Origin of the sequence: Streptomyces sp. CB02056 (assembly GCF_001905545.1) — a bacterium.
Classification (GTDB): Bacteria; Actinomycetota; Actinomycetes; order Streptomycetales; family Streptomycetaceae; genus Kitasatospora.
Map to the genome: position 1 here is coordinate 469,846 of NZ_LIPD01000001.1, position 25,381 is coordinate 495,226.

Here is a 25,381-nt window from a genome sequence, read left to right on the forward strand (position 1 = left end):
CCCCTCCTCGGGCCCCCTCGGGCCGGGCCCGGCATATGCCGCTGGCCAGGGTGGATGCCGCAGTCGGAGTACGCACGGCTCCGCACGCCCCGCGCGCACACCCACGCGTCACATGCCCGCGCGCGCACCCATCCGTCACACCGCCGCGCGCACGCCCAGGCGTCGCGCCCCCGCGCGCACGCCCACCGATCACATCGCCGCGAGCACCGCCGCACGCACGCCGGCCCGTCACATCGCCGCGAGCACCGCCACACGCACGCCGGCCCGTCACATCGCCGCGAGCACCGCCGAGTACACGTCCGGGTGGGTGAAGCGGAAGCCCGCGTCCAGCAGCCGCCGCGGCACCACCCGGTGGCTGCCGACCACCTCGACCGCCAGCTCGCCCAGCACCGCCTTGAGCACCGCCTCCGGCACCGGGAACGGCGTCGGCCGCCGCAGCGCCCGCCCGAGCGCGGTGGTCAGCTCGGCGTTGGTCGCCGGGTTCGGCGCGGTGAGGTTGAAGGCGCCGGAGAGGCCGTCGTGGTCGATCAGGAACCGCAGCGCGGCCACCTCGTCGTGCAGCGAGATGAAGCTCCAGTACTGCCGCCCGTTGCCGAGCCGCCCGCCGAGGCCCAGCTTGAACAGCGGGAAGAGCCGTCCGCCCGCCCCGCCGGCCGCGGACAGCACCATCCCGGTGCGGGGGTGGACGACCCGGATCCCGGCCCGTTCGGCCGGCCTGGCGGCGTCCTCCCACTCCCGGCAGACCTCGGCCAGGAAGTCGTCCCCGGCGGGGGAGTCCTCGTCGATCACCCGGTCGCCGGTCTGTCCGTACCAGCCGACCGCGGAGGCGCTCACCAGGACCTGCGGCGGCTCCTTGAGCGCGGCCAGGGCGACGGCCAGCGTCTCGGTGCCGTACGCCCGGCTCTCCCGGATCTCCCGCTTGTAGGAGTCCGTCCAGCGGCGGTCGCCGACCCCGGCGCCGGCCAGGTGCACCACGGCCTGGACCCCGGTCAGCCCGTCCCGCTCGACCTCGCCGAGCAGCGGGTTCCAGCCGATCGCCGTGCTGCCGTCCGGCCGGGGGCCGGTCTTCGAGCGGTGCCGGACCAGCCGGACCACCTCGTGGCCGTCCGCCAGCAGGGAGCGGACGAGCGCCGAACCGATCAAACCCGTGGAACCCGTGACAGCGATGCGCATGCGCCCATCCTCGCAGCTCCCGCCCGCTCCCGCGGTGTTCCCGACCGCCCGTCACCTTCGCATGCGTCCCGTTAGCATGACGCGCATGCCTGACGACGATCTGATCATCCGTACGGCTCGGAGCGAGGACGAGCGCGAACTCGCCGTCCTCAACCATGCCGCCTGGTCCGTCCTGTCCGACGTCTCCCCGCGACCGCCCGTCGAGGACCCGGTCTTCGACGAGCGGCACCCGGCCGAGCAGTACCTGCTGGCCGTGCTGGACGGCCGGATCGTCGGCTACGTCCGTCAGGTCCCGGCCACCCCGCTGGCGAGCAACCGGCACGTCCGGCAGATCCAGGGCCTGGCCGTCGACGACACCGTCCGCGGCCGGGGCATCGGCCGCCGGCTGGTCGAGGCGGCCTGCGCGGCGGCCCGGGCCGAAGGCGCCCGCAAGCTGACCCTGCGGGTGCTCGGCTGGAACGCCCCGGCCCGTCGGCTCTACGAGAGCTGCGGCTTCGTCGTCGAGGGCTCGCTGGCCGAGGAGTTCCTCATCGACGGCCGGTACGTGGACGACGTCTGGATGGCCCGCCGCCTGGCCGACTGAGCCCCGGACGGCACCCCGCCGAGCCCGCCCGGGCCCGCGCCGAAGATCCGAACAGGCTTGCCGCGGGCGGATGTTCGGCGTTCCGGGCCGGTGCCGAGTCGTGACGGTTCCGCGCTGTCTGGACCGCCGCCGCGCCGGGTACCGTACGCCCGTGAGCAACTCGACGCCTCCCGGGTGGTACCCGGTCCCGGGTGCGGACGGCACCCCCGGTCACGAGCGCTGGTGGGACGGCAACGCCTGGAGCAGCGAGGTCCGACCGCTCCAGGACGGCGTCGCGGGCGGGCTCGCCGACGCCCCCACCCAGACCCGGCCGCCGTCCGACCAGCGGCCCGGCTACGGCTACCCCGGCGGCCCGGCGGCGCCCTACGGCCACCCGGGCCAGGACGCCCACCAGGCCCCGGCCTACGGCTACCCGGGCCAGGACGCCTACCAGGCCCAGGCCCAAGGCGGCTACCCGGCCCAGGGCGCCTACCCCGGCCAGGGCCCCGGCTACGGGTACCCGGGCCCGGGCTACCCGCCGCCCCCGGCGGCCAAGGCCGGGCCGCAGACCGGCCTGGTCATCGGCATCGCGGTCGCCGTGCTGGCCGTGGGCGGGATCGTCGCCGGCATCGTGTTCAGCGGCGGCGGCGACCGGAGGGCGGACCCGACCCCGGACCCCACGGTCACCGTGACCCAGAGCGGCAGCCCCACGTCGAGCCCCAGCCCCACCGTGCCCACGCCCACCCCCAAGCCCAAGCCCCTGCCGGTGGTCAAGAGCACCGTCCCCGACCCCCAGCACGCGATCACCGTGCCGGTCTTCGACGGCTGGGACGTGTCCACCAACCCGCCGCACTCGACGGTCTACCTCGGCACCGGCCGCTACAGCTGCCCGGACGGCAGCTCCTGCATCCGCGGCCAGTTCTCGGTCGAGAAGGACACCGTCCAGGGCACCACCCCCAAGGCGGCCGCCGACGCCCAGATCCCCGTCTACGCCGGGCAGATCTTCTCCGGGGTCAGCTCGCACACCGACGCCGGATCCGGGTACGTCAGGGTGGCCGGGGTGCTCGGCTACGCCACCCGCTGGCACATCCGCACCACGGACGGCACCCAGGGCTACGTCCTGCTGGCTGCCCTCCCGGCCAAGGGCGGCGGCTACGTGGTCATGGAGGGCGGCGTGGACGACAGCCCGGCCGCGCCGGACTTCTCGGCGCTGGACCAGATCCTCAACGGCATCCAGCAGGACAGCTCCTCCGGCAGCAGCACCTGACGAAACCGCGAGGGCCGGCCCGCCGGCCCGGCCGGTACGCCCTAATCCCCGTACCGCTCCCAGAGCTTGGGGTAGCGCTTGGCCATCACGTCCGGGTCGTCGAAGTCCAGCGCCGGCCCGGACGGCTGCTCGGCCTGCCGCCCGCCCACCTCGGGCAGCGGCAGCCCGGTCAGCCGCTCGTACGCCTCGTCGGCGGCGTAGCCGAGGTCCTCGGCGTCGCCGTCCTCCTCCTCGTCGAACTCCGGCAACAGGTCCGCCAGGTCGTCCGGTTCGGCCAGTCCGCCCTCGAAGACCTCGCGGCCCTGGCCGATCAGCCAGAAGCGGAAGTAGTCGAAGGAGTCGTCCGAGGCGCCGTCGAGCAGCAGGTAGGCCGCGCCCCACAGGTCGTTGCGGTAGGCGCGCCGGAACCGCGCCTGGAACAGCCGGGCGAAGTCGATCACGTCGTCCGGGGTCAGCTGGAGGAGCCGTTCCACCAGGAGGTCGGCCTGTTCGTCGGGGTCGCCGTCGGCGGCGTCCCGGGTGTCGTCGATGATCTGCCAGAAGTCCGTCTCGTCCATCACCGCTCAAGCATCCCCGTTCGGCCGCCTCCGCGCATGCCACGACTCGACACGGGCCCGTGCCCGGTGTGCCCGGGGCCCCGGAACCCGGTGCGCCCGGGGGCCGGGAACGGCGGAACCCCGCGCCGTCCGGGGACGACGCGGGGTTCCGTACGCGGGGTGCCGCGGGGACCCGGTGGGGTCAGAGGCCGAGCTCGACCTCGAACTCGCCGGCCTCCAGGATCTCCTTGACCGCGACCAGGTAGCGGGCGGCGTCGGCGCCGTCCACCAGGCGGTGGTCGTAGGAGAGCGACAGGTAGGTCATGTCGCGGATGCCGATGGCGGTGCCGCCGTCGGCCTCGATGACGACCGGGCGCTTGACGGTGGCGCCGATGCCCAGGATGGCGACCTGGTTCGGCGGCACGATCACGGTGTCGAACAGCGCACCGCGCGAGCCGGTGTTGCTGATGGTGAAGGTGGCGCCGGACAGCTCGTCCGGGGTGATCTTGCTGTCGCGGACCTTGCTGGCCAGCTCGGCGGTCTTCTTCGAGATGCCGGCGATGTTGAGGTCGCCCGCGCCCTTGATGACCGGGGTCATCAGGCCCTTCTCGGAGTCCACCGCGATACCGATGTTCTCGGTGTCGAAGTAGGTGACCGTGCCCTCGGCGTCGTTGATCCGGGCGTTGACGACCGCGTGGACCTTCAGCGCCTGGGCGGCGGCCTTGACGAAGAACGGCATCGGGGAGAGCTTGACGCCCTCGCGGGCCAGGAAGCCCTCCTTCGCCTTGGCGCGCAGCGACATGATCTTGGTGACGTCCACCTCGACCACGCTGGTCAGCTGGGCCTGCTCGTGCAGCGCCTTCAGCATGTTGTCGCCGATGACCTTGCGCATGCGGGTCATCTTGACGGTCTGACCGCGCAGGGCGGACGGCGCGGCGGCGGCCTTCGGCGCGGCGGCCGGGGCGGCGGCGGCGACCGGGGCCGGAGCGGCCTTGGCGGCCTCCGCGGCGGCGATGACGTCCTGCTTGCGGATGCGGCCGCCGACGCCGGTGCCGGCGACGGAGGACAGCGCGACGCCGTGCTCGGCGGCGAGCTTGCGCACCAGCGGGGTGACGTAGGCGTCACCGCTGTCGGCCACCGGAGCGGCCGGGGCGACCGGAGCCGGGGCGGCAACGGGGGCCGGAGCGGCAACCGGGGCGGGGGCGGCAACCGGAGCCGGGGCGGCGACCGGAGCGGCCGGAGCGACGGGGGCCGGAGCGGCAACCGGAGCCGGGGCGGCAACCGGGGCCGGGACCGGAGCGGCAACCGGAGCCGGAGCGGCGACCGGGGCCGGGACCGGAGCGGCGACCGGAGCCGGAGCGGCGGCGACGGCACCGGCGGCACCGATCAGCGCGAGCTGGGCGCCGACCTCGGCGGTCTCGTCCTCGGCGACCAGGATCTTCACCACGGTGCCGGCGACCGGCGACGGGATCTCGGTGTCGACCTTGTCGGTCGACACCTCCAGCAGCGGCTCGTCGACCTCGACGGTGTCGCCCTCGGCCTTCAGCCAGCGGGTGACGGTGCCCTCGGTGACCGACTCGCCCAGCGCGGGCAGCAGCACCGGGGTGGCGTCGGCGGCCGGAGCGGCGGCCGGGGCCGGGGCGGCAACGGGGGCCGGAGCGGCGACCGGAGCCGGGGCAGCGACCGGAGCGGGGGCGGCGACCGGGGCCGGCGCGGCCTCGACGGCCGGGGCCGCGGCGGCGACCGGGGCGCCCGAGCCGTCGTCGATGATCGCCAGCTCGGCGCCCACCTCGACGGTCTCGTCCTCGGCGACCTTGATCGAGGCCAGGATGCCGGAGGCCGGGGCCGGGATCTCGGTGTCGACCTTGTCGGTCGACACCTCCAGCAGCGGCTCGTCGACCTCGACACGCTCACCCTCGGCCTTCAGCCAGCGGGTGACGGTGCCCTCGGAAACGCTCTCGCCCAGCGCGGGCAGTGTTACTGAGACCGCCATGGTTTCAGCGACTCCTATCAAGTCTTGCGTACGGGAAGTACTTGCGTACGGGAAGTACCGGGAAAGGGGGTGGGGCGTGATCAGTCGTGCGCGTGCAGCGGCTTGCCGGCCAGCGCCAGGTGCGCCTCGCCCAGGGCCTCGGACTGGGTCGGGTGCGCGTGGATGAGCTGCGCGACCTCGGCCGGGAGCGCCTCCCAGTTGTAGATCAGCTGGGCTTCACCGACCTGCTCGCCCATGCGGGCGCCGACCATGTGGACGCCGACCACGGCGCCGTCCTTGACCTGGACGAGCTTGATCTCGCCGGCGGTCTTCAGGATCTTGCTCTTGCCGTTGCCGGCCAGGTTGTACTTCAGGGTGACGACCTTGTCCTTGCCGTACAGCTCGACGGCCTTGGCCTCGGAGATGCCGACGGAGGCCACCTCGGGGTTGGAGTAGGTCACCCGCGGAACGCCGTCGTAGTCGATCGGCACCGGCTTGAGGCCGGCCAGGCGCTCGGCGACCAGGATGCCCTCGGCGAAGCCGACGTGGGCCAGCTGGAGGGTCGGGGCGAGGTCGCCGACGGCGGAGATGGTGGGCACGTTGGTGCGCATGTACTCGTCGACGAGGACGTAGCCGCGGTCCATCGCGACGCCGTTCTCCTCGTAGCCGAGGCCGGCCGAGACGGGGCCGCGGCCGATGGCGACGAGCAGCAGGTCGGCGTCGATCTGCTTGCCGTTCTCGGTGGAGACGCGGACACCGGTCTCGGTGTACTCCACGCCCGAGAAGCGGGCCTTCAGCTCGAACTTGATGCCGCGCTTGCGGAACGCGCGCTCCAGCAGCTTGGAGGAGTTCTCGTCCTCCAGCGGGACGAGGTGCGGCAGCGCCTCGACGATGGTGACCTCGACGCCGAAGGACTTCCAGACCGAGGCGAACTCGACGCCGATCACGCCGCCGCCGAGGATGACGACCGACTTCGGGATGCGGTCGAGCTTGAGGGCGTGGTCCGAGGAGATCACGCGGTTGCCGTCGATCTCCAGGCCCGGGATCGAGCGCGGCACGGAGCCGGTGGCCAGGACGATGTGGCGGCCTTCGATGCGCTGGCCGTTGACGTCCACCGAGGTCTGCGAGGAGAGCTTGCCCTCGCCCTGGATGAAGGTGACCTTGCGGGAGGCCACCAGGCCCTGGAGGCCCTTGTACAGGCCGGCGATCACGTCGTCCTTGTACTTGTGGACGCCGTTGATGTCGATGCCCTGGAAGGTGGCCAGGACGCCGAACTCGGCGGCCTCCTTCGTCTCGTCCGCGATCTCCGCGGCGTGCAGCAGCGCCTTGGTCGGGATGCAGCCGCGGTGCAGGCAGGTGCCGCCCAGCTCACCCTTCTCGACCAGGGCAACACTCAGGCCCAGCTGAGCGGCGCGGAGCGCCGCGGCGTAACCGCCGCTTCCGCCTCCGAGAATGACTACGTCGAAAACGGTGCTGGCGTCGTTCGCCACGTCACGTCCTCCATGCATGGGGTGGGTCGCCGGGCCGGTCGCGGTCCGGTGGGTCGGAAGCCTTTGTGGGGCGCCCAGTCGTGCCGGAAATACATCTTCGCACTTGTTCACGGTGGCTGATGTCCGGGTCCGCCCCAGGGGTGTCCCGCGGAGTGGTCACCGGGGCGGGAACGCCCCCGACGGAAGGGCATCATCGCAGCTCAGAGCGGTGTTGACAGCCGCCGGACGGGCGTCTTCCGCGCCATCCGCCACGGCTTCTTCCGCACTGTGGAACAAAGTTTCGCCCGCAGCGAACAGGCGTGCGTCGCGGCGCTCCGGCCTACTCGCGGGTAACCGGGCCGGAACGCCGACGGGGCCCGGCGCGTGTGCGCCGGGCCCCGTCGCAGCGGGTCCTGGACCGGGGGACGCCCCGGGTCAGGGGTGTCCGGGTCAGGCCTTGCCGTTCGCCCGCTGCTCGGCGAAGCGGACCAGGGTGCGCACCGCGCTCGCGGTGCCGCCCTTCGGGGTGTAGCCGTACGGCGCGCTCTCGTGGAACGCGGGACCGGCGATGTCCAGGTGCGCCCAGTCGGTGCCCTCGGCCACGAACTCCTTCAGGAACAGGCCGGCCACCAGGCCGCCGCCCATCCGCTCGCCCATGTTGGCCAGGTCGGCGATGGTCGACTCGGTCATGCCCTTGCGCAGGTCGGCCGGCAGCGGCATCGGCCAGGACTGCTCGCCCACCTCGCCGGCCAGGGCGTGCAGGCCGTCGCGCAGCTCGTCGTTGTTCGACATCACACCGAAGGTGCGGTTGCCCAGGGCCAGCACCATGGCGCCGGTCAGGGTGGCCACGTCGACGATGACGTCCGGGTTCTCCTCGCCGGCCCGCACGATCGCGTCGGCCAGCACCAGGCGGCCCTCGGCGTCGGTGTTCAGCACCTCGACGGTCTTGCCGCCGTACATCCGCAGCACGTCGCCGGGGCGGGTGGCGGAGCCGGACGGCATGTTCTCGGCCAGCGCCAGCCAGCCGGTCACGTTGACGGCCAGGCCCAGGCGCTTGGCGGCCACCACGGCGGCGAACACGGCGGCGGCGCCGGCCATGTCGCACTTCATGGTCTCGTTGTGGCCGGCCGGCTTCAGCGAGATGCCGCCCGAGTCGTAGGTGATGCCCTTGCCGACGAACGCCAGGGTGGCCTTGGCCTTCGGGTGGGTGTAGGACACCTTCACCAGGCGGGGCGGGTTCGCCGAGCCGATGCCGACGCCGATCAGGCCGCCGAAGCCGCCCTTGGTCAGCGCCTTCTCGTCCAGCACCTCGACCTTGAGGCCGTGCTCCTTGCCGGCCGCCTGGGCGAGCGCGGCGAAGCTCTTCGGGTTCAGGTCGTTCGGCGCGGTGTTGACCAGGTCGCGGGCCCGGTTCATCTCCTCGCCGATCGCGGTGGCGCGCTCCACGGCGGCCTTGGCGTCCTTGCTGCCCTTGCGGGCGGCCAGCACGACCAGCTCGCCGACCGGCTCCTTGCCGTTGCCGTCGCCCTTGTAGGTGCCGAAGGCGTACGAGCCGAGCAGGCCGCCCAGCGCGACCGCCTCGATGTCCGCAGCGGACTCGGCCGGCAGGGCCAGCGCGGCCTTCTTGGCACCGGCCAGGGTGCGGGCGGCGACACCGGCGGCGCGGCGCAGCGTCTCCAGCGCGTAACCGTCCTCGGCGGCCTCGCCCAGGCCGACCGCGAGCACGAGCGCGGCCTTCAGGCCGGCGGGGGAGGGGACCTTGACGGCCTCGCCCTCGGCGCCGGTCGCGCCCAGGGTGCTGAGGACCTCGGTCAGCTTGCCCTCGAACGCCTCGTTCACGGCCTCGGCACCGGGGGCCAGCACGATGCCCTTCGGGCCCTTCGCGACACCGACCACCAGGGCGTCCGCGCGCAGCGAGGCGGCGGAGGAGGTGCTCACAGACAATGCAGTCACGTAATGCGTCCTGTTCTTTCGCGGTCCACGGCCGGCCACGGCGAGGCTGCCGCACCGGCGCAGCCCGCGCCGTCGCAGGCCGTCCGCCGGCGGGCCTCCGGGTCCGGGCCCCCTGGCTGCGCGCGTCCGCCGGGGTGGCCGCGTACACCAGAGGCCCCGGCTCCTCGGTACGCGCCGGGCGGGCAGGACCTGCCACGGTGCAGGGCTGCGGTGCTCCACGCATGGTAGTCCGCATGGTGGGATCACGCGCCGCCCGGTGTCAGCCGAGCAACGCCAGGGCGAACAGCGAGGCGGTCGCGGCGGTTTCGGCCATCGCGCCGAGCACGTCCCCGGTGATCCCGCCGAACCTGCGCACGCACCGCCGGAGCAGCAGCCAGGAGCAGCCCGTGCCGACCGCAACGGCCAGCGGGAGGCGGAGAACTGACCATCCGTCGAGCAGTCCGGCCGCGGCCAGGGCGAGCGCGGCGGCGGCCGTCGCGGCGGCGGCCCCGGCGGGCGGCACGGTGCCCGCGACCATCGCCCCCAGCCCGCCCGGCCGGGCGGCCGGCACCGAGCGCAGACAGCCCCAGGCGAGCGCGCAGCGGGCGGCCGTCGCCGAGGCGAGCACCGCGAGCGCGCCGCGCAGCGGGGAGTGGCCGAACTGTCCGGCCAGCGCGGCCACCTGGGCGAGCAGGACGAGGACCAGGGTCAGGACGCCGAACGGACCGATGTCGGACTGCTTCATGATGCGCAGCGCGTCCTCGGCCGGCTTCCCGCTGCCCAGCCCGTCGGCGACGTCCGCCAGGCCGTCCAGGTGCAGACCCCGGGTCAGCCCGGCGAGCACCCCCACCGCGGCCACCGCGCCGAGCGGCCCGCCCGCCCGCCAGGCCACCAGGGCCCCGACCACGGCCGCCAGGGTGCCCAGCACCAGCCCGACCACCGGGGCCGTCACCATCGCCCGGGCCGCCGCGGCCCGGTCCCAGCGCTCCACCCGCACCCGCAGCACGGACAGCGTCCCGAACCCGAACCGCAGGCCCTCGGCCCAGCCGGCCCGGTCGCCGCGGTCCGTCATGTGCGTGTTCCTCTCGAAGGGTCAGACAGCAGGACAGTCAGACAGCAGGACAGTAGGAGAGGGCGGGAAAGCAAGAACGCCCCGGCGAAGGGGCGTTCTCCGGACGGCCGGGGCCGCCGCTACAGCTTCCGCAGCAGATCCGCCGCCGAGGGCAGCCTCGGCTGCTCCTTCGGCGCGCCCGGCGCCGCCGGCACGAAGGGCTTCGGCGCCTCGTCCGCGAGCACGTCCCCCGCGGCCTGGAGCAGCGGCAGCGCCAGCAGCGCGCCGACGCCCTCGCCCATGGTGATGCCCTGGTCCTGCAGCGGCGTCAGGGTCAGCCGGTCGTACGCCTTCGCCTGGGCCGGCTCGCCGCTGGACTGCCCGGCGCGCCACCACTCCGGCGCCCGGAAGGCGATCCGCTGTGCGACCAGCGCGCAGGCCGCCGAGACCACGCCGTCCAGCACCACCGGCAGTCGTCGGACGGCCGCCTGGAGCAGGAAGCCGGTGATCGCGGCGAAGTCGGCGCCGCCGGTGGCGCCGAGCAGGGCCAGCTGGTCGCCGAGCACCGGCCGGGCCCGCCGCAGCGAGTCCCGGATGGTGGCGCACTTGACCATCCACACCCGGTCGTCGATCCCGGAGCCGCGCCCGGTCACCGCCGCCGCGTCGGTCCCGCAGAGCGCGCCGACCAGCACGCCGGCCACCGTGGTGGCGCCGACCCCGAGGTCGCCGAGCAGCACCAGGTCGGTGCCGGCGTCGGCCTCCTCGTCGGCGACGGCCATGCCGGCCCGGAACGCCCGGACGGTCTCCTGGGCGGTGAGCGCGTCCTCGACGTCGATCCGCCCGGAGCCGCGCCGGATCCGGTGGGCGACCACCTCGTCCGGGAAGTCGGTCGGGTCGGCGTCCACGGCGACGTCGACGACCCGCACCTGGGCGCCGTAGCGCGCGGCCAGCCGGGACACCGGCGCGCTGCCGTCGAGCACGGCCCGCACCCGGGCCGCGGTGCCGCCCCGGGCGGGCATCCGGGAGACCCCGAGCGCCGCCACGCCGTGGTCGGCGGCGAACAGCAGCACCTTGGGGGCGGAGACGGGCAGCACCGGCGAGCGCCCCTGTACGGAGGCCAGCCAGCTGCCCAGCTCCTCGAGCCGGCCGAGCCCGCCGCGCGGCCGGTCGGCCGCCTGCCAGCGCTCCTCGGCGGCCCGCCGGGCGCTCTCGTCGGGGCGCTCGACGAGCGAGGAGAACGTATCGAGATCCACGGTCGTGTCCATCGTCCGGAAGGCTACACGGCGCGGGTGTTCAGCCAACGGCTGGCTTGACGGTCAGCACCTGACCGGCCACCACCAGCAGGACCCGCTCGGAGGCGTCCGCCACGGCCATGTTGAGCCGGCCCAGGGTGTCGCGGAAGCGGCGGCCCGCGGCGGTGGCCGGGACGACGCCCATGCCGACCTCGTTGCTCACCGCGACGGCGGTCCGTCCGGTGGCCGCCCAGGCCCGCGCCAGCGCCTCGCAGCGGCGCTGCACGGCGGCCTCGCCGCCGGCCGCCCAGACCTCGTCGTCCCAGGCGCCGCACTCGTCCATCACGGCGGTCAGCCACAGGGCGAGGCAGTCGACCAGCACCGGTGCCGGGTCGGCCGGGTCGGCCAGCACGGCCTCCAGGTCGCAGGTCTCGGCGGTGCGCCAGCTCGCCGGCCGGCGCTCCCGGTGCAGCGCGACCCGCTGGGCCCACTCGGCGTCGCCGTCGCGGGTGCCGCCGGTGGCCACGTACAGGACGTCCGGACGGTCGGCGAGCAGCTGCTCGGCGCGGGTGGACTTGCCGGAGCGGGCGCCGCCGAGCAGCAGGGTGCGGGGCAGCGGGGGACGGGTGGGCTCGGATCGGGTCGCCATGCCGTCCATCCTGCCGGAGCAGGCATACGGAAGATCGGGCCGGGCAGGCTATGGTGCGCAGCAACACAGGCAGCGTGGTCAGTGGGAGGAGCCGGCATGGTCTGGACGTGGCGGTACGAGAAGGCGGACGGCAGTGCGGTGACGCCGGGCGCCGGCCAGGAGGAGTTCGCCGGCCAGGGGGACGCCGAGACCTGGATCGGGGAGACCTGGAAGCAGCTCGCGGAGGACGGTGTGGACACCGCGGTGCTGCTGGAGGACGACCGGGTCGTCTACTCGATGAGCCTGGGCGAGGAGTAGCGCGGACGGGGTGGAGCGGCCGCGGCGCGGCTACTTCGCCCCGATCACGTGCAGGAGCGCGGCGACCTGCCGGTACGGGTCGGTGCGGCCGGCCCGGTCCTCGGCTTCCAGGAGCTGGGCCAGCTGCCGCCCGTCCACCGGCGGGGCCGCGTCGTCCGGGGCGCTGTCGGTGAAGACCCGCACGCCGTACCAGTGCCGCAGCGGGACGGACACCTCGGAGAGGGTGACGGTGAGGTCGGCGAGCCGGTCGGCCCGTGCGGCCAGTCCGAGCCGGTTGTAGTACCGGTCGCTCTCGAAGGCGTGCAGGGCGGCCCGCCAGTCCCCGGCGGCGGCCGGCCGCAGGGCGAGCGCGTCGCGGTTGCGGACCAGCAGCGAGAGCAGCCCCCCGGGCGCCAGCAGCCGGGCCAGCGAGGCGATCATCGGGTCCGGGTCGGGCAGGTACATCAGGACGCCGTGGCAGAGCACCACGTCGAAGCTGCGCGGGCCGAACCAGCGCCCGCACTGGTGGCCGTCGCCGCTGAGCAGCTGCATCCGGCCGCGGACCTCCGGCGGCTCCTCGGCGAGCGCCCCCTGGGCGACGCCGAGCGCGACCGGGTCCGAGTCGATCCCGGTGACGTAGTGGCCGGCCCGGGCCAGCCGCAGGGCCTGGGTGCCCTGGCCGCAGCCGATGTCGAGGACGCGCTGCCCGCTGCGGCCGGCCAGCTGTTCGGCGAGCTGGCGGGCGACGAGCTCCTGGCGGACGAAGTTGCGCAGCCCGCCGAGCCGGTCCAGCCAGGCGCCGGTGCCGCCCGCGAAGGAGCCGCTGCGCGAGGGCAGCCGGCGCTCCTGGGCGAGGCGGTCGTGGCCGCCGTCGCCCTGCCCCGGAAGCGCGCCGCCCTGCCCGGGGAGTGCGTAGAGGCCGGGCCCCTCCCAGGAGGGCGGGGCCCAGCCGGAGCCGACCGGTTCGGCGGTCAGGGCTTCTCCCCGCGCCGCACCTGCGGCTTGGGCAGGCGCAGCCGGCGCATCTGGAGGGTGCGCATGATGCCGTACGCGACGGCGCCGCGGGTGTTCTGGTCGGCGAAGCGCTCGGCCAGCTGCTTGCGCAGGCCGAAGCCGAGGCGGACGAAGTCCAGGATCACCAGCACGAAGAACAGCAGGAACAGCAGCGTGGAGAGCAGCTGGAGCGCCGGCACCTTGACGATGCTGAGCACCAGGATGACCACGGCGGCCGGCAGGAAGAACTCGGCCAGCGACCAGCGGGAGTCCACGTAGTCGCGGGCGAACTTGCGCACCGGGCCCTTGTCACGGGCCGGCAGGTGGCGCTCGTCGCCGTTCATCAGCGCCTGGCGCTGCTTCTCGCGCTCGGCGCGCATCCGCTCGCGCCCCTGGCGGGCGGCCTCCTTGCGGTCCTTGGGCACGGTCACCCGGGTACGCCGGTTGGCCTCGGCCTCACTGCGCTTGGGGGTGGGGCGGCCCTTCTTGGCCTGCGGATCGCGGGCCTGGGTCGTCTCGTCCTGCTTCTCCAGCACGGTGGCGGAGGCGGCGGCATCATCTGAACGGCGTCGGAACACACCACCAGCGTACGGGGTGCGACGCGGCTTCCACGGGCGCCCTCGGAACCGAACACATATCGATACCGCCAGGTCGCCGTCCGAAGCGGGTTTCCCGGGCCCTTCCCGTAGGGGATCAGTCGGATGGACGATGGGGGGGATGAGGGGCGGATCCACCCGGGGGAGGAGGAAACGCCACTGGTCGCTGTAGCAGTCTTGTTGCAGGCAGGTGCACTGCGGCGAAGGGCTCGCTGCACATACACTCGTCGTGTCTGGTAACGAGATAGAGACCGCAGGCCGGAGAAGGGGGCACCCGAGGCCCATGAGCGACGGAATCATGAAGCGTATGGGGCTGATCTTCCGCTCCAAGGCGAACAAGGCCTTGGATCGGGCGGAGGATCCGCGTGAGACGCTTGACTACTCCTACCAGAAGCAGCTTGAGCTGCTCCAGAAGGTACGGCGTGGTGTCGCGGATGTCGCGACCTCGCGCAAGCGGCTCGAACTCCAGCTGACGCAGCTCCAGCAGCAGTCGGCGAAGTACGAGGACCAGGGCCGCAAGGCGCTGTCGCTCGGCCGGGAGGACCTCGCCCGCGAGGCGCTGACCCGCAAGGCCAACATGCAGTCGCAGATCAACGACCTGGAGACGCAGTACCAGCAGCTCCAGGCCGAGGAGGAGAAGCTCACCCTCGCCTCCCAGCGACTTCAGGCCAAGGTGGACGCCTTCCGCACCAAGAAGGAGACCATCAAGGCGACGTACACCGCCGCCCAGGCGCAGACCCGCATCGCCGAGTCCTTCTCCGGGATCTCGGAGGAGATGGGCGACGTCGGCCTGGCGATCCAGCGTGCCGAGGACAAGACCGCCCAGATGCAGGCCCGGGCGGGCGCGATCGACGAGCTGCTGGCCTCCGGTGCGCTCGACGACGCGAGCGGTCTCGGCCGCAAGGACGACATCGAGGCCGAGCTGGAGCGGGTGGCCGGCGGTTCCGACGTCGAGCTGGAGCTGGCCCGGATGAAGGCCGAGCTCTCCGGTCCCTCCTCGGCCGGCCCCGCCGCGATCGAGCAGGGCAAGCAGGACGTCCAGCCGCAGCCGCAGCAGGACACCCCGCGCATCAACTACAACAAGTGATCTGAGCTCGACCCCACGAACCAGGGAGACGCACGGCATGATCATGAGGGTCATGGGTGAGGGGCAGTACGAGGTGGGCGACGACCACCTGAACCTGCTCAACGAGCTCGACGCCGAGCTCGTCACCGCAGTGGAGTCGGGGGACGAGGCGCTCTTCCGTGAGGCCTACGGCAAGCTCATCGAGGCGGTGAAGCAGTACGGCACCCCGGTGCCGCTGGATTCGCTGGAGCCGTCCGAGCTGATCCTGCCGAGCGCCGACGCGACGATCGACGAGGTCCGCGAGCTGCTGATGGCCGACGGCGAGGGCGTGATCCCGGGCTTCCCGGAGTAGGGCCGCGGCCGCTGCCAGACGAAAGGGCGGGCCCCCTCCACCACGGAGGGGGCCCGCCCTTCGGCTGTTGTCCGCGGACGGCTACGGCAGGGCCAGCATCCGGTCCAGCGCCGCCTTGGCGTACGTCTCGGTCTCCGGGTCGACGGTGATCACGTTCGGCACCCGGCCCTCGACCAGCGACTCCAGCGCCCAGACCAGGTGCGGCAGGTCGATCCGGTTCATGGTCGAGCAGAAGCAGACCGCCCGGTCCAGGAAGACGATCTCCTTGTCCGGGTGCGCCTTGGCCAGGCGGCGGACCAGGTTCAGCTCGGTGCCGATGGCCCACTTGGAGCCGGGCTCGGCGGCGTCCAGCGCCTTGATGATGTACTCGGTCGAGCCCACCATGTCGGCGGCCGCGACGACCTCGTGCTTGCACTCGGGGTGCACCAGGACGTTCACGCCGGGGATCCGCTCGCGGACGTCGTTCACCGAGTCCAGGCTGAACCGGCCGTGCACCGAGCAGTGGCCGCGCCAGAGGATCATCTTGGCGTCCCGCAGCTGCTCGGCGGTCAGGCCGCCGTTCGGCCGGTGCGGGTTGTAGACGACGCAGTCGTCCAGCGAGAAGCCCATGTCCCGTACGGCGGTGTTGCGGCCGAGGTGCTGGTCGGGCAGGAAGAGCACCTTCTGCCCCTGCTCGAAGGCCCACTCCAGGGCGCGCTTGGCGTTGGAGGAGGTGCAGATGAGGCCGCCGTGCCGGCCGGTGAAGGCCTTGATGTCGGCGGAGGAGTTCATGTACGAGACCGGGACGGTGACGTCGGCTATGCCGGCGTCCGTCAGCGCGTCCCAGCACTCGGCGACCTGCTCGGCGGTGGCCATGTCGGCCATCGAGCAGCCGGCCGCGAGGTCCGGCAGGACGACCTGCTGGCGGTCGCTGGTGAGGATGTCCGCGGACTCGGCCATGAAGTGCACGCCGCAGAAGACGATGTACTCGGCCTCGGGGCGGGCGGCCGCGTCGCGGGCGAGCTTGAAGGAGTCGCCGGTGACGTCGGCGAACTCGATCACCTCGTCGCGCTGGTAGTGGTGGCCGAGGATGAAGACGCGGTCGCCGAGCGCGGTCTTGGCCGCGCGGGCGCGCTCGACGAGGTGGGGGTCGGAGGCCGGGGGGAGGTCACCGGGGCATTCGACGCCGCGCTCGCTGTTCGGGTCGGCCTCGCGGCCGAGCAGCAGCAGAGCGAGCGGCGTCGGAGTGGGGTCGACGCCGTGGGTCTCGGTGATGGTGGTGGTCACGGGCGGGTGCCCTTCTGTGCGGCCGAGCTAGCGGTGGGGCCTTTTCGTCTAACTGACGCTATCTATTCTAACCGCTTAGCGTCAGAGTGACGATGGCCATCCTGTCGATGTGACGAGAACCGCTCGTCGAATCGGATGCTTCCGGGCGTGGCCGAATCGATACTTCGAAGCCGACGGGTATGGCTGAGCCCATGAAAGCAATCGCGATCAACCGCTACGGCGGCCCCGAGGTGGTCGAGTACACCGACCTGCCCGACCCCAAGGTCGGGCCCGACTCCGTACTGGTCGAGGTCCGGGCAGCCGGGGTGAACCCGGTGGACTGGAAGGTCCGGGACGGCGCCCTGGACGGCATCCTCGACGCGCACTTCCCGCTGGTCATGGGCTGGGACGTGGCCGGCGTGGTCCGCGCGGTCGGCGGCGGGATCACCGAGTTCGCCCCGGGCGACGAGGTGTACGGCTACGTCCGCAAGGACGCCGTCGAGCACGGCACCTACGCCGAACTGGTCTCCGCCCCGGTCCGCACCCTGGCCCGCAAGCCGGCCGCGCTGGACTGGGCGCAGGCCGGCGGCCTGCCGCTGGCCGGGCTCACCGCCCTGCAGGGCCTGCGGGCGCTGCGCCTCGCCGAGGGGGAGACCGTCCTGGTGCACGCCGCCGCGGGCGGGGTCGGCCACCTGGCGGTGCAGGTGGCCCGGGCCCGCGGTGCCCGGGTGATCGGCACCGCGGCCGAGCGCAACCACGACTTCCTGCGCGGCCTCGGCGCCGAGCCGGTGGTGTACGGCGAGGGCCTGGCCGACCGGGTCCGCGCGCTCGCCCCCGACGGGGTGGACGCCGCCCTCGACCTGGTCGGCCACGGCGCCGTCCAGCTCTCGGCCGGCCTGGTGGCGGACCCGGGCCGGATCGCCTCGATCACCGACTACGGGGTCAAGGCGCTCGGCGGCCGGTACGTCTGGGTCCGTCCGGACGCCGACGACCTCGCCGAGCTGGCCGCGCTCGCCGACGACGGCCGGCTGACCGTCACCGTCGCCTCCACCTTCCCGTTGGCCCAGGCCGCCTCCGCCCAGGCGCTCAGCGCCGAGGGCCGTACCCGGGGGAAGATCGTGCTGCTCGTCCCGTGACGGCCGCCCGCCCGTCATCCGACGGCGGTGAACTCGTCCAGGTCATCCGCCAGAATGGTGGCGAACCGTTTCGGCAGTGGCAGCCCACCGCCGGAGCGCCCCGCCGAACCCCCCGTACGACCCGTGGAGCCCCTCACCCATGACCAGCAGCCGAGCGCACGAGGTGGTCGGGGCCGACCTGGACGAGACCGACCGGCTCCTGCTCGCCCGGCTCGGCAGCGACGGCCGCGCCTCGTACGCCGAGATCGGGCTGCAGGTGAACCTCTCCGCCACCGCCGTGCGCCGGCGGATCGACCGGCTGCGGGCGCGCGGCGTGGTGCGGGGCTTCACCGTGGTGCTCGACCCGTCCGTGCTGGGCTGGCAGACCGAGGCCTTCGTCGAGGTCTACTGCCGCGAGCGCACCGCCCCCGAGGAGATCCTCGCCAGCCTGCGGCAGTTCCCCGAGGTGGTCGCCGCCTGGACGGTCACCGGCGACCCGGACGCCCTGGTGCACCTGCGGGCCGCCGACATGCGCCACCTGGAGGCCGTCATCGAGCGCATCCGGCGCGAGCCCGGAGTGCAGCGCAGCCGCTCCTCGGTGGTCCTCTCCCAGCTCATCGGCTGACCGCCCGCCGGCCGCCCCCGGACCGTACGCAGGAATCCTGCGCGGACCCGCCCGAAGACGCCCGAAACCTGCCTGACCAGCCGCGTTCCGACGCGCGGGGAGGGCCCGGTGCTGCCTACGCTGATCACGTCCGGTCGTCGCGGTGAAGCGTCCCGCCGACCGGACGCCCCCCGACACCCCCACGCCGAGAGGGACCGCCGTGTCCGCAGCACCCGACCGCATGCACCGGCCCGACAACGAGCTGGTCGACCTGGTTTTCGACTACATGCGGGAGCGGCTGCAGTACGACCCCGTCCCGCTCGACCACCCCGGTGACGGCGAGCACCTGCGCACCCAGCTGGCCGGCCTGCTGAACCAGGACGGCAACAACCCGGTCGACGTGCTCAAGCTCTACGACCACGAGCTGTCCCGGGCGGTCATCTCCGCCGACAGCCCCCGCTACCTGTCCTTCATCCCGTGCGCCCCGACCAAGGCCGCGCTGCTGTTCGACATGGTCGTCTCCTGCGCCTCCCTCCAGGGCATCTCCTGGCTGGAGGCGGCCGGCGCGATCGCCGCCGAGAACCAGGTGCTGCGCCTGATCGCCGACCGCGCGGGCCTGCCCCAGTCGGCCGGCGGCTGCTTCGTGTCCGGCGGCTCGGCGGGCAACCTCTCCGCCCTGGTGGTCGCCCGCGACACCGCCCGCCGCAAGCTGGGTGTCGGCCCGGAGGCCCGGCTGCGGATAGCCGTCGCCGACCAGGTGCACTCCTCGGTCAAGAACACCTTCAACATCATCGGCGTCGAGGCCTTCAAGGTCCCGACCGTCAACCGGCGCTTCACCGGCGAGGCGCTGCGCGCCGCCCTGGCCGCCGACCCGAACCCGGAGACGGTGATCGCCGTCGTCGGCACCGCCGGCACCACCAACGAGGGCATCGTCGACGACCTGGCCGGCCTGGCCGAGGTCGCCCGCGAGCGCGACCTCTGGTTCCACGTGGACGGCGCCTACGGCGGCGCGGGCCTGTTCGCCCCCTCGGTGCGTGAGCGCTACAGCGGCATCGAGCACGCCGACTCCTTCGTGGTCGACCCGCACAAGTGGCTGTTCGCCCCCTTCGACTGCGCCGCGCTGATCTACCGCAACCCCCAGCTCGCCCGCGCCGTGCACACCCAGGACGCCTCCTACCTGGACGTCCTGCACACCGAGGGCGACGAGTGGAACCCCACCGACTACGCCTACCACCTGACCCGGCGCGCCCGCGGCCTGCCGCTCTGGTTCTCGCTGGCCGTCCACGGCGTCCAGGCCTACACCGACGCCATCGAGGCCGGCCTCACCCTGGCCCGGGAGACGGCCCAGCTGATCCGCGAGAGCGAGCACCTGGAGCTGCTGTTCGACCCGCAGCTCTCGGCGGTCTGCTTCAAGCGCAGGGGCTGGACCAACGACGACTACTACCGCTGGTCGCAGCAGCTGCTCGCGGACCAGATCGGCTTCGTCACCCCCACCGGCTGGGACGGCGAGACGGTCGCCCGCTTCGCCTTCCTGCACCCGGGCACCACCATGGAGATGGTCAAGGAGATCCTGGACACCATGGTCTGAGCACCCTGACGTCCGTACGGCCCCCTCCGGAGCGCTCCGGAGGGGGCCGTACGCGTGCCCGCCTACAGGAACGCCCCGTTCGGCAGGTACGGCGCCGGCGGCCGCATCCCGCGCACCCCGACGAAGCCGCCGGTCTCCGGCGTCAGCCCGACCTCCAGCCCGACGTCCAGCGCCCACTCCTGCTCGGCGGTCAGGTACTCCACCCGCGCCTCGGCCCCGTCCGGCACCCGGGCCAGCGCCTCGCGCAGCAGCCGGGCCCCGATCCGCTTGCTGGTGGCCGCCAGCAGCCGCACCGTGCCGCCGTCCCGGTAGCAGTAGCCGCTGCCGGCCAGCGCGTCCGCGACCAGCAGCTCCTCGAAGTGCCCGAGCATCAGCTCGTGGTCCGGCCCGTGCGCGGACCCGCGCAGCCGGCGGTCCACCGAGTCCAGCAGGTGCAGGTGGGTGGCGTTGCCGCGGTGCACCGGTATGTCGCCCGGATCGATCAGCCCCTGCCGGTCCACCGTCCCGGTCAGCCGCATCGCCGGGTGCAGGGTGAACCCGGCCAGCCGGTAGCGGCGGGCCGCCGCCGGGGAGCCGGAGGCGCAGACCATCCCGCGCAGGCAGCCCCGGGCGTGCGCCATCGCCCGTTCGAACAGCAGCCGCCCCACCCCCCGGCCCTGCGCGGACGGCCGGACGGCGAACAGCGAGGGCGTCCACAGGCCCTCGCGGCGCATCGACAGCACCACCCCGACCGCCTGCCCGCCGCTCTCCGCCAGCCAGCAGCCCCCGGGATCGGTGCGCGCCAGGTGCCTGGTCCGGGCCAGCTGCAGCGGCGTCGGCCGCGGTGGCCGCGCGGGGTCGTCGGACGGTGCGGCGAACGCGGCGAAGGACAGTTCCCGGACGACCTCCGCGTCCGCTGCGGTGTCCCTGACCTGGCGAAGGATCATGCCGACCATCCTGGCGTCCGACGGGCGGCCGTGGGGCCCGTTCACCCGGATCCGTGCCTCGGGCGGTGACCGGCCCTCCGGGGGTGTGCGAGCATGGGGAGCGTAGGGGACGCGGGTGGCACACCCGGCCTACGGACAACCAGCCGCGAACAGGCCGCAGAAATCGATCGCCGCCCGGGAAATGAAACCGGACGGCCGTTGGTTGGCACTGGCGGCAGACCGTCGTCAAGACCGGGAGAAAGCAGATGACCGTCCAGGACGAGACCACCGTCGAGAGTGGCATCCTCCTCACCGATGCCGCCGCGGCCAAGGTCAAGGCCCTGCTGGAGCAGGAAGGCCGCGAGGACCTCGCGCTGCGCGTCGCCGTCCAGCCCGGTGGCTGCTCCGGCCTGCGTTACCAGCTGTTCTTCGACGAGCGCTCGCTCGACGGTGACGTGATCAAGGACTTCGACGGCGTCAAGGTCGTCACCGACCGGATGAGCGCCCCGTACCTGGGCGGCGCCACCGTCGACTTCGTCGACACCATCGAGAAGCAGGGCTTCACCATCGACAACCCGAACGCCACCGGCTCCTGCGCCTGCGGCGACTCGTTCAGCTAAGCCCGCTGCGGAAGGCGGCCCCGGGGTGATCCCCGGGGCCGCCTTTCCGTTTCCGCCCGCGGGCGCCGCGGCGCCTACCGCCCCGCGACGTCCGGGGTGACCGGGTCCGGCCCCATGTGCGGGTCGCCCTCCAGCGGCAGCTCCTGACCGCTCGTCCTGTCGACCACCGTCCGCCCGGCCAGCGGCGAGCGCAGGTCGGCCGCGACCGACTGCCGCTTGGCCAGCGCGTTGCAGACCTGCCCCGGCTGGACGGTGGGCGGGCCCGGCACGACCAGCACGTCCACCCGGCCCGGCTGCGACTCGTCCGCCTTCAGCGCGTACGTGGTGCAGACCCCGCCGAAGAAGTAGACGGTCAGCTTGGTGGTGCCGTCCACCCGGTAGGCGACCGGCGGACGGACGGGCGCGTCCGAACCGTTCGGGTTCGGCTCGCCCACCGCGATCCCGTTGCCCGGGGGAGTGGCCGGGGCCGGCTGCCCGGGCGGGGGCGAGGCCGGGCTGGGTGTGAAGCCGGTCGGCGGCTGGGCCGGCTGCGCGGCCCCGGAGGAACTCCCGGTCGGAGCCGCCGAGGACGGGCTCGCGGAGTCCGCCGGGGCCGGCGGCGAGGCACTGGCCGAGGCGGACGCGGCGGCCGAGCCGCTCGTCGCCGCGTCCGAGGCGGGCTTGCCGCCGCCGCTGCCGCAGCCGGCCACCGTCACCACCGCCGCCAGCACCAGACCCGTCAGGGCCACCGCTCGCCGACCGCGCCGGGGCATCGTCTCCAGATCCATCTGCACATCCTCCCGAGGGTTCAGCGGTGCCGCCTCCTCGCCGCTCCGCGCGGATGTGACGTGCTCCGGTCGGATCCGGTTCCGCACCGGTTCCGCGGCGGTTCCACGCGGGGCCGATCCGGTCCGGCGCGGGCTCAGAAGCCGTACTCGGCCATCCCGGCGACCACCCGCTGGGCCCCGGAGGACACCCGGAAGCCGGTCGAGGCGGGGGCGACGGGCTCCGGGCCGGCCGCGAGCTGCGGCCAGAACCGGCGCAGCCGCCGGGAGGAGTCCAGCAGGGCGTCGAGCGTCTCGCCGTCCTCGGTCCGCAGGACGGGCAGGGCACAGTGGTCGGTCATCATCCGGTATCGCTCCGATCCAGGGCCGCGGCCACGCTGCCGCGGTCGACGACGGGGCCCGCACGACGGGCCCCCCACGGCCGACCCTAGGCAGGGGCCCGGCCGCCCACCAGTGCTACCGGGAGGTAGTACACGGAGGAGGGCGACGGGTGCCACCATGGCCGTGGGGCGGCAACTTGCGGCACTCTTGCCGGGCGCTCCCCGGGGCCGGGTACCGTAGGCGGGTTCGTCCCCGCCTGCCCGCTGGCCCCGCAGCCACCCTGAGGAGACCCCCCGTGCGTATCGCCGTCGCCGGCTCGATCGCCACCGACCACCTGATGACGTTCCCCGGCCGGTTCGCCGACCAGCTCGTCGCCGAGCAGCTGCACACCGTGTCGCTGTCCTTCCTGGTCGACACCCTGGACATCCGCCGCGGCGGCGTCGCGCCGAACATCGCCTTCGGCATGGGTGTGCTCGGCCTGCGCCCGGTCCTGGTCGGCGCCGCCGGTGCGGACTTCGCCGAGTACCGCAGCTGGCTGGAGCGCAACAACGTGGACTGCGACTCCGTCCACATCTCCGAGACCCGGCACACCGCGCGCTTCATGTGCACCACGGACGAGGACCACAACCAGATCGCCTCGTTCTACACCGGTGCCATGGCCGAGGCCCGCAACATCGAGCTGAAGCCGATCGCCGACCGCGTCGGCGGCCTGGACCTCGTCCTGGTCGGCGCCGACGACCCGCAGGGCATGGTCCGCCACACCCAGGAGTGCCGCACCCGCGGCTACGCCTTCGCCGCCGACCCCTCCCAGCAGCTGGCCCGCCTGGAGGGCGAGGACATCCGCGAGATCGTGGACGGCGCCGCGTACCTCTTCACCAACGAGTACGAGGCCGCGCTGATCGAGACCAAGACCGGCTGGGGCGCCGAGGAGCTGCTCACCCGCGTCGGCACCCGGATCACCACCCTGGGCAGCAAGGGCGTCCGGATCGAGCGCAAGGGCGAGGCGCCGATCGTGGTCGGCTGCGCCAAGGAGGAGGCCAAGGTCGACCCGACCGGCGTCGGCGACGCCTTCCGCGCGGGCTTCCTGGCCGGCCTGTCCTGGGACCTCGACCTGGAGCGCTCCGCCCAGATCGGCTGCATGCTCGCCACCCTGGTGATCGAGACCGTCGGCACCCAGGAGTACGAGCTGCGCCCGGCCGCCTTCCTGAAGCGCTTCGAGGAGGCCTACGGCGCCGAGGCGGCCACCGAGATCAGCGCCCGCCTGGTCAAGTAGTCCGCCGGACGACGAGGTAGGCCGAGCCCCGGTCGCCGCCGTACTCGGCGGCCGGGGCCTCGCCCGCGTACTCCTGTCCGCGCATCCCGCACCAGGCCGGGATGTCCAGCCGGGCCGCCTCGTCGTCCGCCAGCACGACGACCGTGCCACCCGGCGGCACCTCGCCGATCCGCTTCGCCAGCTCGATCACCGGCAGCGGGCAGCGCTTGCCCAGCGCGTCGATCACTGTGACCCGCCCGCTCGCCTCCGGGCGCTCTGACCCGGCGCCGACGCTCCTCGCTCCGGCACTCCCTCCTTCGTCGGCCGCTTGTCGCTCCTCGCTTTCGGCACCGGCGCGCCCTTCGGCTCGGGGCGCAGCCCCGATCGCGGCGGGCGCCGGCCCGGGAGCCGGCAGGTCCAGCCCGAGCGGCGCCCGGACGCCGGCCACCAGGTCCGGCAGCACCGCGAGGAAGCGCTCCACGTCGGCCTCGGCCGTCCCGTACGGCAGCGAGACCCGGACGTTCCCCTCGGTGAGCACCCCCATCGCCGCCAGCACATGGCTGGGCGTCAGCGTGGACGAGGTGCAGGAGGAGCCGGAGGAGACCGCGAAGCCGGCCCGGTCCAGCTCGGTCAGCAGCACCTCCCCGTCGACGTACAGACAGGAGAAGGTGACGATGTGCGGCAGCCGCCGCACCGGGTCGCCGACCACCTCGACCTCGGGCACCAGCCTCGGCACCCGGGTGCGGATCCGCTCCACCAGCGCGTGCAGCCGGGCGTTCTCCCGCTCGGCCTCGGCCCGTACGGCGCGCAGCGAGGCGGCCGCGGCCACGATCGCCGGGACGTTGACGTAGCCGGGCACCCGGCCGCCCTCGCGCTCGTCGGCCGGCAGCGGCGAGGCGTACCGGACGCCCTTGCGGACCGCCAGCACCCCGACCCCGGGCGGGCCGCCCCACTTGTGGGCGCTCGCGGTCAGCAGCGACCAGCCCGCCGGGACGTCCGCCCGACCGGCGCTCTGCGCCGCGTCCACCAGCAGCGGGACGCCGGCCCCGGCGCACAGCGCGGCGACCTCGCCGACCGGCTGCACCGTCCCGACCTCGTGGTTGGCGCTCTGCAGCGCGGCCAGCGCGGTGTCCGGTCGCAGCAGCGCGGCGAAGGCCGCCGGGTCGGCCCGGCCGCCCCGGTCGACCGGCGCCACCGACACCTCGCCCCCGGCGCTTTCGTGGCGTTCGGCGACGTGCAGCACGCTGGAGTGCTCCACCGAGGAGTGCACGAAGTGGCCGCCGCGCCGCCGGTTCCCGGCCAGCGCGCCCAGCAGGCCGAGCTGGACGGCCTGGGTGCCGCTCGCGGTGAAGGAGATCTCGTCCGCCCGGGTGCCCAGCACCGCGGCCACCGTCTCGCGGGCGGCGTCCAGCAGCATCCGGGCCTGCCGGCCGGAGCGGTACAGCCGGGCCGGATCGGCCCAGCCCTCGTCCAGGGCGGCGGTCAGCGCCTGCCGGGCGACGGGGTGCAGAGGGGCCGTCGAGGCCGCGTCGAAGTACACGGTCACATTTAACGACACACCCGGCCGCGTCCCCGGTCGGTCGCGCGGCTCACCCGCCGTCAGTCGATCATCCCGAATGTCCGCTTCGTCCGCGCCCGACGGGCCGTCACGGGCGTCGCCCGAGGTCATCCCCCGATCGGGCGTACGGACCTCGAATGCCTACGATGACCTGCGGCGCAGCCCCCACCGGGCCTGATCGGGCTAGCGGGCGGCGCGTTACCGGGGGCTGCCCGTCAGGAGCGCATAAGGCTGGAGTAGGGTTTGGCCCGCATAAGCATTCAAACCGTGCCCGTGGACGGGT

The 25,381-nt window shown here is 73.7% G+C and carries 24 protein-coding genes and 1 pseudogene; 10 read left to right on the forward strand and 15 right to left on the reverse strand.

Annotated elements, in window-relative coordinates; all coding sequences use genetic code 11:
* Positions 1–267 precede the first annotated feature (267 nt).
* Complete coding sequence (locus AMK13_RS02035; protein WP_074000879.1) at positions 268–1,173, reverse strand: TIGR01777 family oxidoreductase; 906 nt, start codon at positions 1,171–1,173, stop codon at positions 268–270.
* A gap of 76 nt (positions 1,174–1,249) precedes the next feature.
* Between AMK13_RS02035 and AMK13_RS02040 the strand changes: the two genes are divergently transcribed.
* Positions 1,250–1,756 carry a GNAT family N-acetyltransferase gene (locus AMK13_RS02040; RefSeq protein WP_049658978.1) on the forward strand — a complete coding sequence of 169 codons (507 nt, stop codon included), beginning with the start codon at positions 1,250–1,252 and terminating at the stop codon, positions 1,754–1,756.
* 151 nt (positions 1,757–1,907) lie between these two features.
* On the forward strand, positions 1,908–3,002 hold the full coding sequence (locus tag AMK13_RS43305) for a DUF2510 domain-containing protein (protein ID WP_074000880.1): 1,095 nt from the start codon (positions 1,908–1,910) through the stop codon (positions 3,000–3,002).
* Between the two features lie 41 nt (positions 3,003–3,043).
* On the opposite strand, the gene AMK13_RS02050 is transcribed toward AMK13_RS43305, so the two are convergent.
* The 7 genes and pseudogenes from AMK13_RS02050 to cobU form a co-directional block, all read right to left on the reverse strand.
* On the reverse strand, positions 3,044–3,559 hold the full coding sequence (locus AMK13_RS02050; RefSeq protein WP_049658975.1) for a DUF4240 domain-containing protein: 516 nt from the start codon (positions 3,557–3,559) through the stop codon (positions 3,044–3,046).
* Positions 3,560–3,740: 181 nt separating this feature from the next.
* Complete coding sequence (sucB, locus tag AMK13_RS02055; protein ID WP_074000881.1) at positions 3,741–5,531, reverse strand: 2-oxoglutarate dehydrogenase, E2 component, dihydrolipoamide succinyltransferase; 1,791 nt, start codon at positions 5,529–5,531, stop codon at positions 3,741–3,743.
* An 80-nt stretch (positions 5,532–5,611) separates the two neighbouring features.
* Positions 5,612–7,018, reverse strand: a complete 1,407-nt coding sequence (gene lpdA / locus AMK13_RS02060) for a dihydrolipoyl dehydrogenase (protein WP_107086631.1) — start codon at positions 7,016–7,018, stop codon at positions 5,612–5,614.
* A gap of 411 nt (positions 7,019–7,429) precedes the next feature.
* The gene (locus tag AMK13_RS02065) at positions 7,430–8,932 is read right to left on the reverse strand and encodes a leucyl aminopeptidase (protein WP_074000882.1); all 1,503 of its coding nucleotides are present in this window, start codon (positions 8,930–8,932) and stop codon (positions 7,430–7,432) included.
* Between the two features lie 259 nt (positions 8,933–9,191).
* The gene (locus AMK13_RS02070; RefSeq protein ID WP_074000883.1) at positions 9,192–9,983 is read right to left on the reverse strand and encodes an adenosylcobinamide-GDP ribazoletransferase; all 792 of its coding nucleotides are present in this window, start codon (positions 9,981–9,983) and stop codon (positions 9,192–9,194) included.
* A 119-nt stretch (positions 9,984–10,102) separates the two neighbouring features.
* Positions 10,103–11,227 (reverse strand): nicotinate-nucleotide--dimethylbenzimidazole phosphoribosyltransferase, encoded by a 1,125-nt coding sequence (locus AMK13_RS02075; RefSeq protein WP_049651854.1) that lies wholly within the window; start codon positions 11,225–11,227, stop codon positions 10,103–10,105.
* A gap of 28 nt (positions 11,228–11,255) precedes the next feature.
* A pseudogene (gene cobU / locus AMK13_RS02080) lies at positions 11,256–11,816 on the reverse strand (bifunctional adenosylcobinamide kinase/adenosylcobinamide-phosphate guanylyltransferase); the annotation flags it as partial.
* A gap of 123 nt (positions 11,817–11,939) precedes the next feature.
* Between cobU and AMK13_RS02085 the strand changes: the two are divergent.
* Positions 11,940–12,140: a hypothetical protein gene (locus AMK13_RS02085; protein WP_049651853.1), complete on the forward strand. Its 201-nt coding sequence runs from the start codon at positions 11,940–11,942 to the stop codon at positions 12,138–12,140.
* Between the two features lie 30 nt (positions 12,141–12,170).
* Here AMK13_RS02085 and AMK13_RS02090 read toward each other — a convergent pair whose 3' ends face one another.
* Positions 12,171–12,911: a class I SAM-dependent methyltransferase gene (locus AMK13_RS02090; RefSeq protein WP_181970803.1), complete on the reverse strand. Its 741-nt coding sequence runs from the start codon at positions 12,909–12,911 to the stop codon at positions 12,171–12,173.
* A 179-nt stretch (positions 12,912–13,090) separates the two neighbouring features.
* Positions 13,091–13,690, reverse strand: coding sequence for a DUF3043 domain-containing protein (locus AMK13_RS40790; protein ID WP_241852715.1), 600 nt, complete (start codon positions 13,688–13,690; stop codon positions 13,091–13,093).
* Positions 13,691–14,006: 316 nt separating this feature from the next.
* On the opposite strand from AMK13_RS40790, the gene AMK13_RS02100 reads away from it, so the two are divergent.
* Together AMK13_RS02100 and pspAA are read left to right on the forward strand one after the other, a co-directional pair.
* Positions 14,007–14,795 (forward strand): PspA/IM30 family protein, encoded by a 789-nt coding sequence (locus AMK13_RS02100; RefSeq protein WP_049651861.1) that lies wholly within the window; start codon positions 14,007–14,009, stop codon positions 14,793–14,795.
* A gap of 37 nt (positions 14,796–14,832) precedes the next feature.
* The gene (gene pspAA, locus AMK13_RS02105) at positions 14,833–15,126 is read left to right on the forward strand and encodes a PspA-associated protein PspAA (RefSeq protein ID WP_049651850.1); all 294 of its coding nucleotides are present in this window, start codon (positions 14,833–14,835) and stop codon (positions 15,124–15,126) included.
* Between the two features lie 81 nt (positions 15,127–15,207).
* Here the strand turns inward: pspAA and nadA are convergent, their stop codons facing one another.
* The gene (gene nadA, locus AMK13_RS02110; protein WP_241852716.1) at positions 15,208–16,392 is read right to left on the reverse strand and encodes a quinolinate synthase NadA; all 1,185 of its coding nucleotides are present in this window, start codon (positions 16,390–16,392) and stop codon (positions 15,208–15,210) included.
* Between the two features lie 191 nt (positions 16,393–16,583).
* Here nadA and AMK13_RS02115 point away from each other — a divergent pair, with 191 nt between their 5' ends.
* From AMK13_RS02115 to AMK13_RS02125, 3 genes are all read left to right on the forward strand, one after another.
* Complete coding sequence (locus tag AMK13_RS02115) at positions 16,584–17,507, forward strand: NADP-dependent oxidoreductase (RefSeq protein WP_074000885.1); 924 nt, start codon at positions 16,584–16,586, stop codon at positions 17,505–17,507.
* Between the two features lie 139 nt (positions 17,508–17,646).
* Positions 17,647–18,111: an Lrp/AsnC family transcriptional regulator gene (locus AMK13_RS02120; RefSeq protein ID WP_049651848.1), complete on the forward strand. Its 465-nt coding sequence runs from the start codon at positions 17,647–17,649 to the stop codon at positions 18,109–18,111.
* Between the two features lie 199 nt (positions 18,112–18,310).
* A complete protein-coding gene (locus AMK13_RS02125) occupies positions 18,311–19,678 on the forward strand; it encodes a pyridoxal phosphate-dependent decarboxylase family protein (protein WP_107418643.1) in 1,368 nt (455 codons plus the stop codon).
* 62 nt (positions 19,679–19,740) lie between these two features.
* Here the strand turns inward: AMK13_RS02125 and AMK13_RS02130 are convergent, their stop codons facing one another.
* Complete coding sequence (locus tag AMK13_RS02130) at positions 19,741–20,604, reverse strand: GNAT family N-acetyltransferase (RefSeq protein ID WP_074001184.1); 864 nt, start codon at positions 20,602–20,604, stop codon at positions 19,741–19,743.
* A gap of 245 nt (positions 20,605–20,849) precedes the next feature.
* Here AMK13_RS02130 and erpA point away from each other — a divergent pair, with 245 nt between their 5' ends.
* Positions 20,850–21,203: an iron-sulfur cluster insertion protein ErpA gene (gene erpA, locus AMK13_RS02135; protein WP_049651846.1), complete on the forward strand. Its 354-nt coding sequence runs from the start codon at positions 20,850–20,852 to the stop codon at positions 21,201–21,203.
* Positions 21,204–21,277: 74 nt separating this feature from the next.
* Here the strand turns inward: erpA and AMK13_RS02140 are convergent, their stop codons facing one another.
* Positions 21,278–21,970, reverse strand: coding sequence for a hypothetical protein (locus AMK13_RS02140; RefSeq protein ID WP_074000887.1), 693 nt, complete (start codon positions 21,968–21,970; stop codon positions 21,278–21,280).
* 134 nt (positions 21,971–22,104) lie between these two features.
* Positions 22,105–22,311 carry a hypothetical protein gene (locus tag AMK13_RS02145; RefSeq protein ID WP_049651844.1) on the reverse strand — a complete coding sequence of 69 codons (207 nt, stop codon included), beginning with the start codon at positions 22,309–22,311 and terminating at the stop codon, positions 22,105–22,107.
* A 272-nt stretch (positions 22,312–22,583) separates the two neighbouring features.
* Between AMK13_RS02145 and AMK13_RS02150 the strand changes: the two genes are divergently transcribed.
* Positions 22,584–23,561 carry a carbohydrate kinase family protein gene (locus AMK13_RS02150; protein ID WP_049651843.1) on the forward strand — a complete coding sequence of 326 codons (978 nt, stop codon included), beginning with the start codon at positions 22,584–22,586 and terminating at the stop codon, positions 23,559–23,561.
* Here AMK13_RS02150 and AMK13_RS02155 read toward each other — a convergent pair.
* A complete protein-coding gene (locus AMK13_RS02155; RefSeq protein WP_074001185.1) occupies positions 23,554–25,080 on the reverse strand; it encodes a cysteine desulfurase/sulfurtransferase TusA family protein in 1,527 nt (508 codons plus the stop codon). The two genes, AMK13_RS02150 and AMK13_RS02155, sit on opposite strands and share 8 nt — an antisense overlap.
* Positions 25,081–25,381 lie beyond the last annotated feature (301 nt).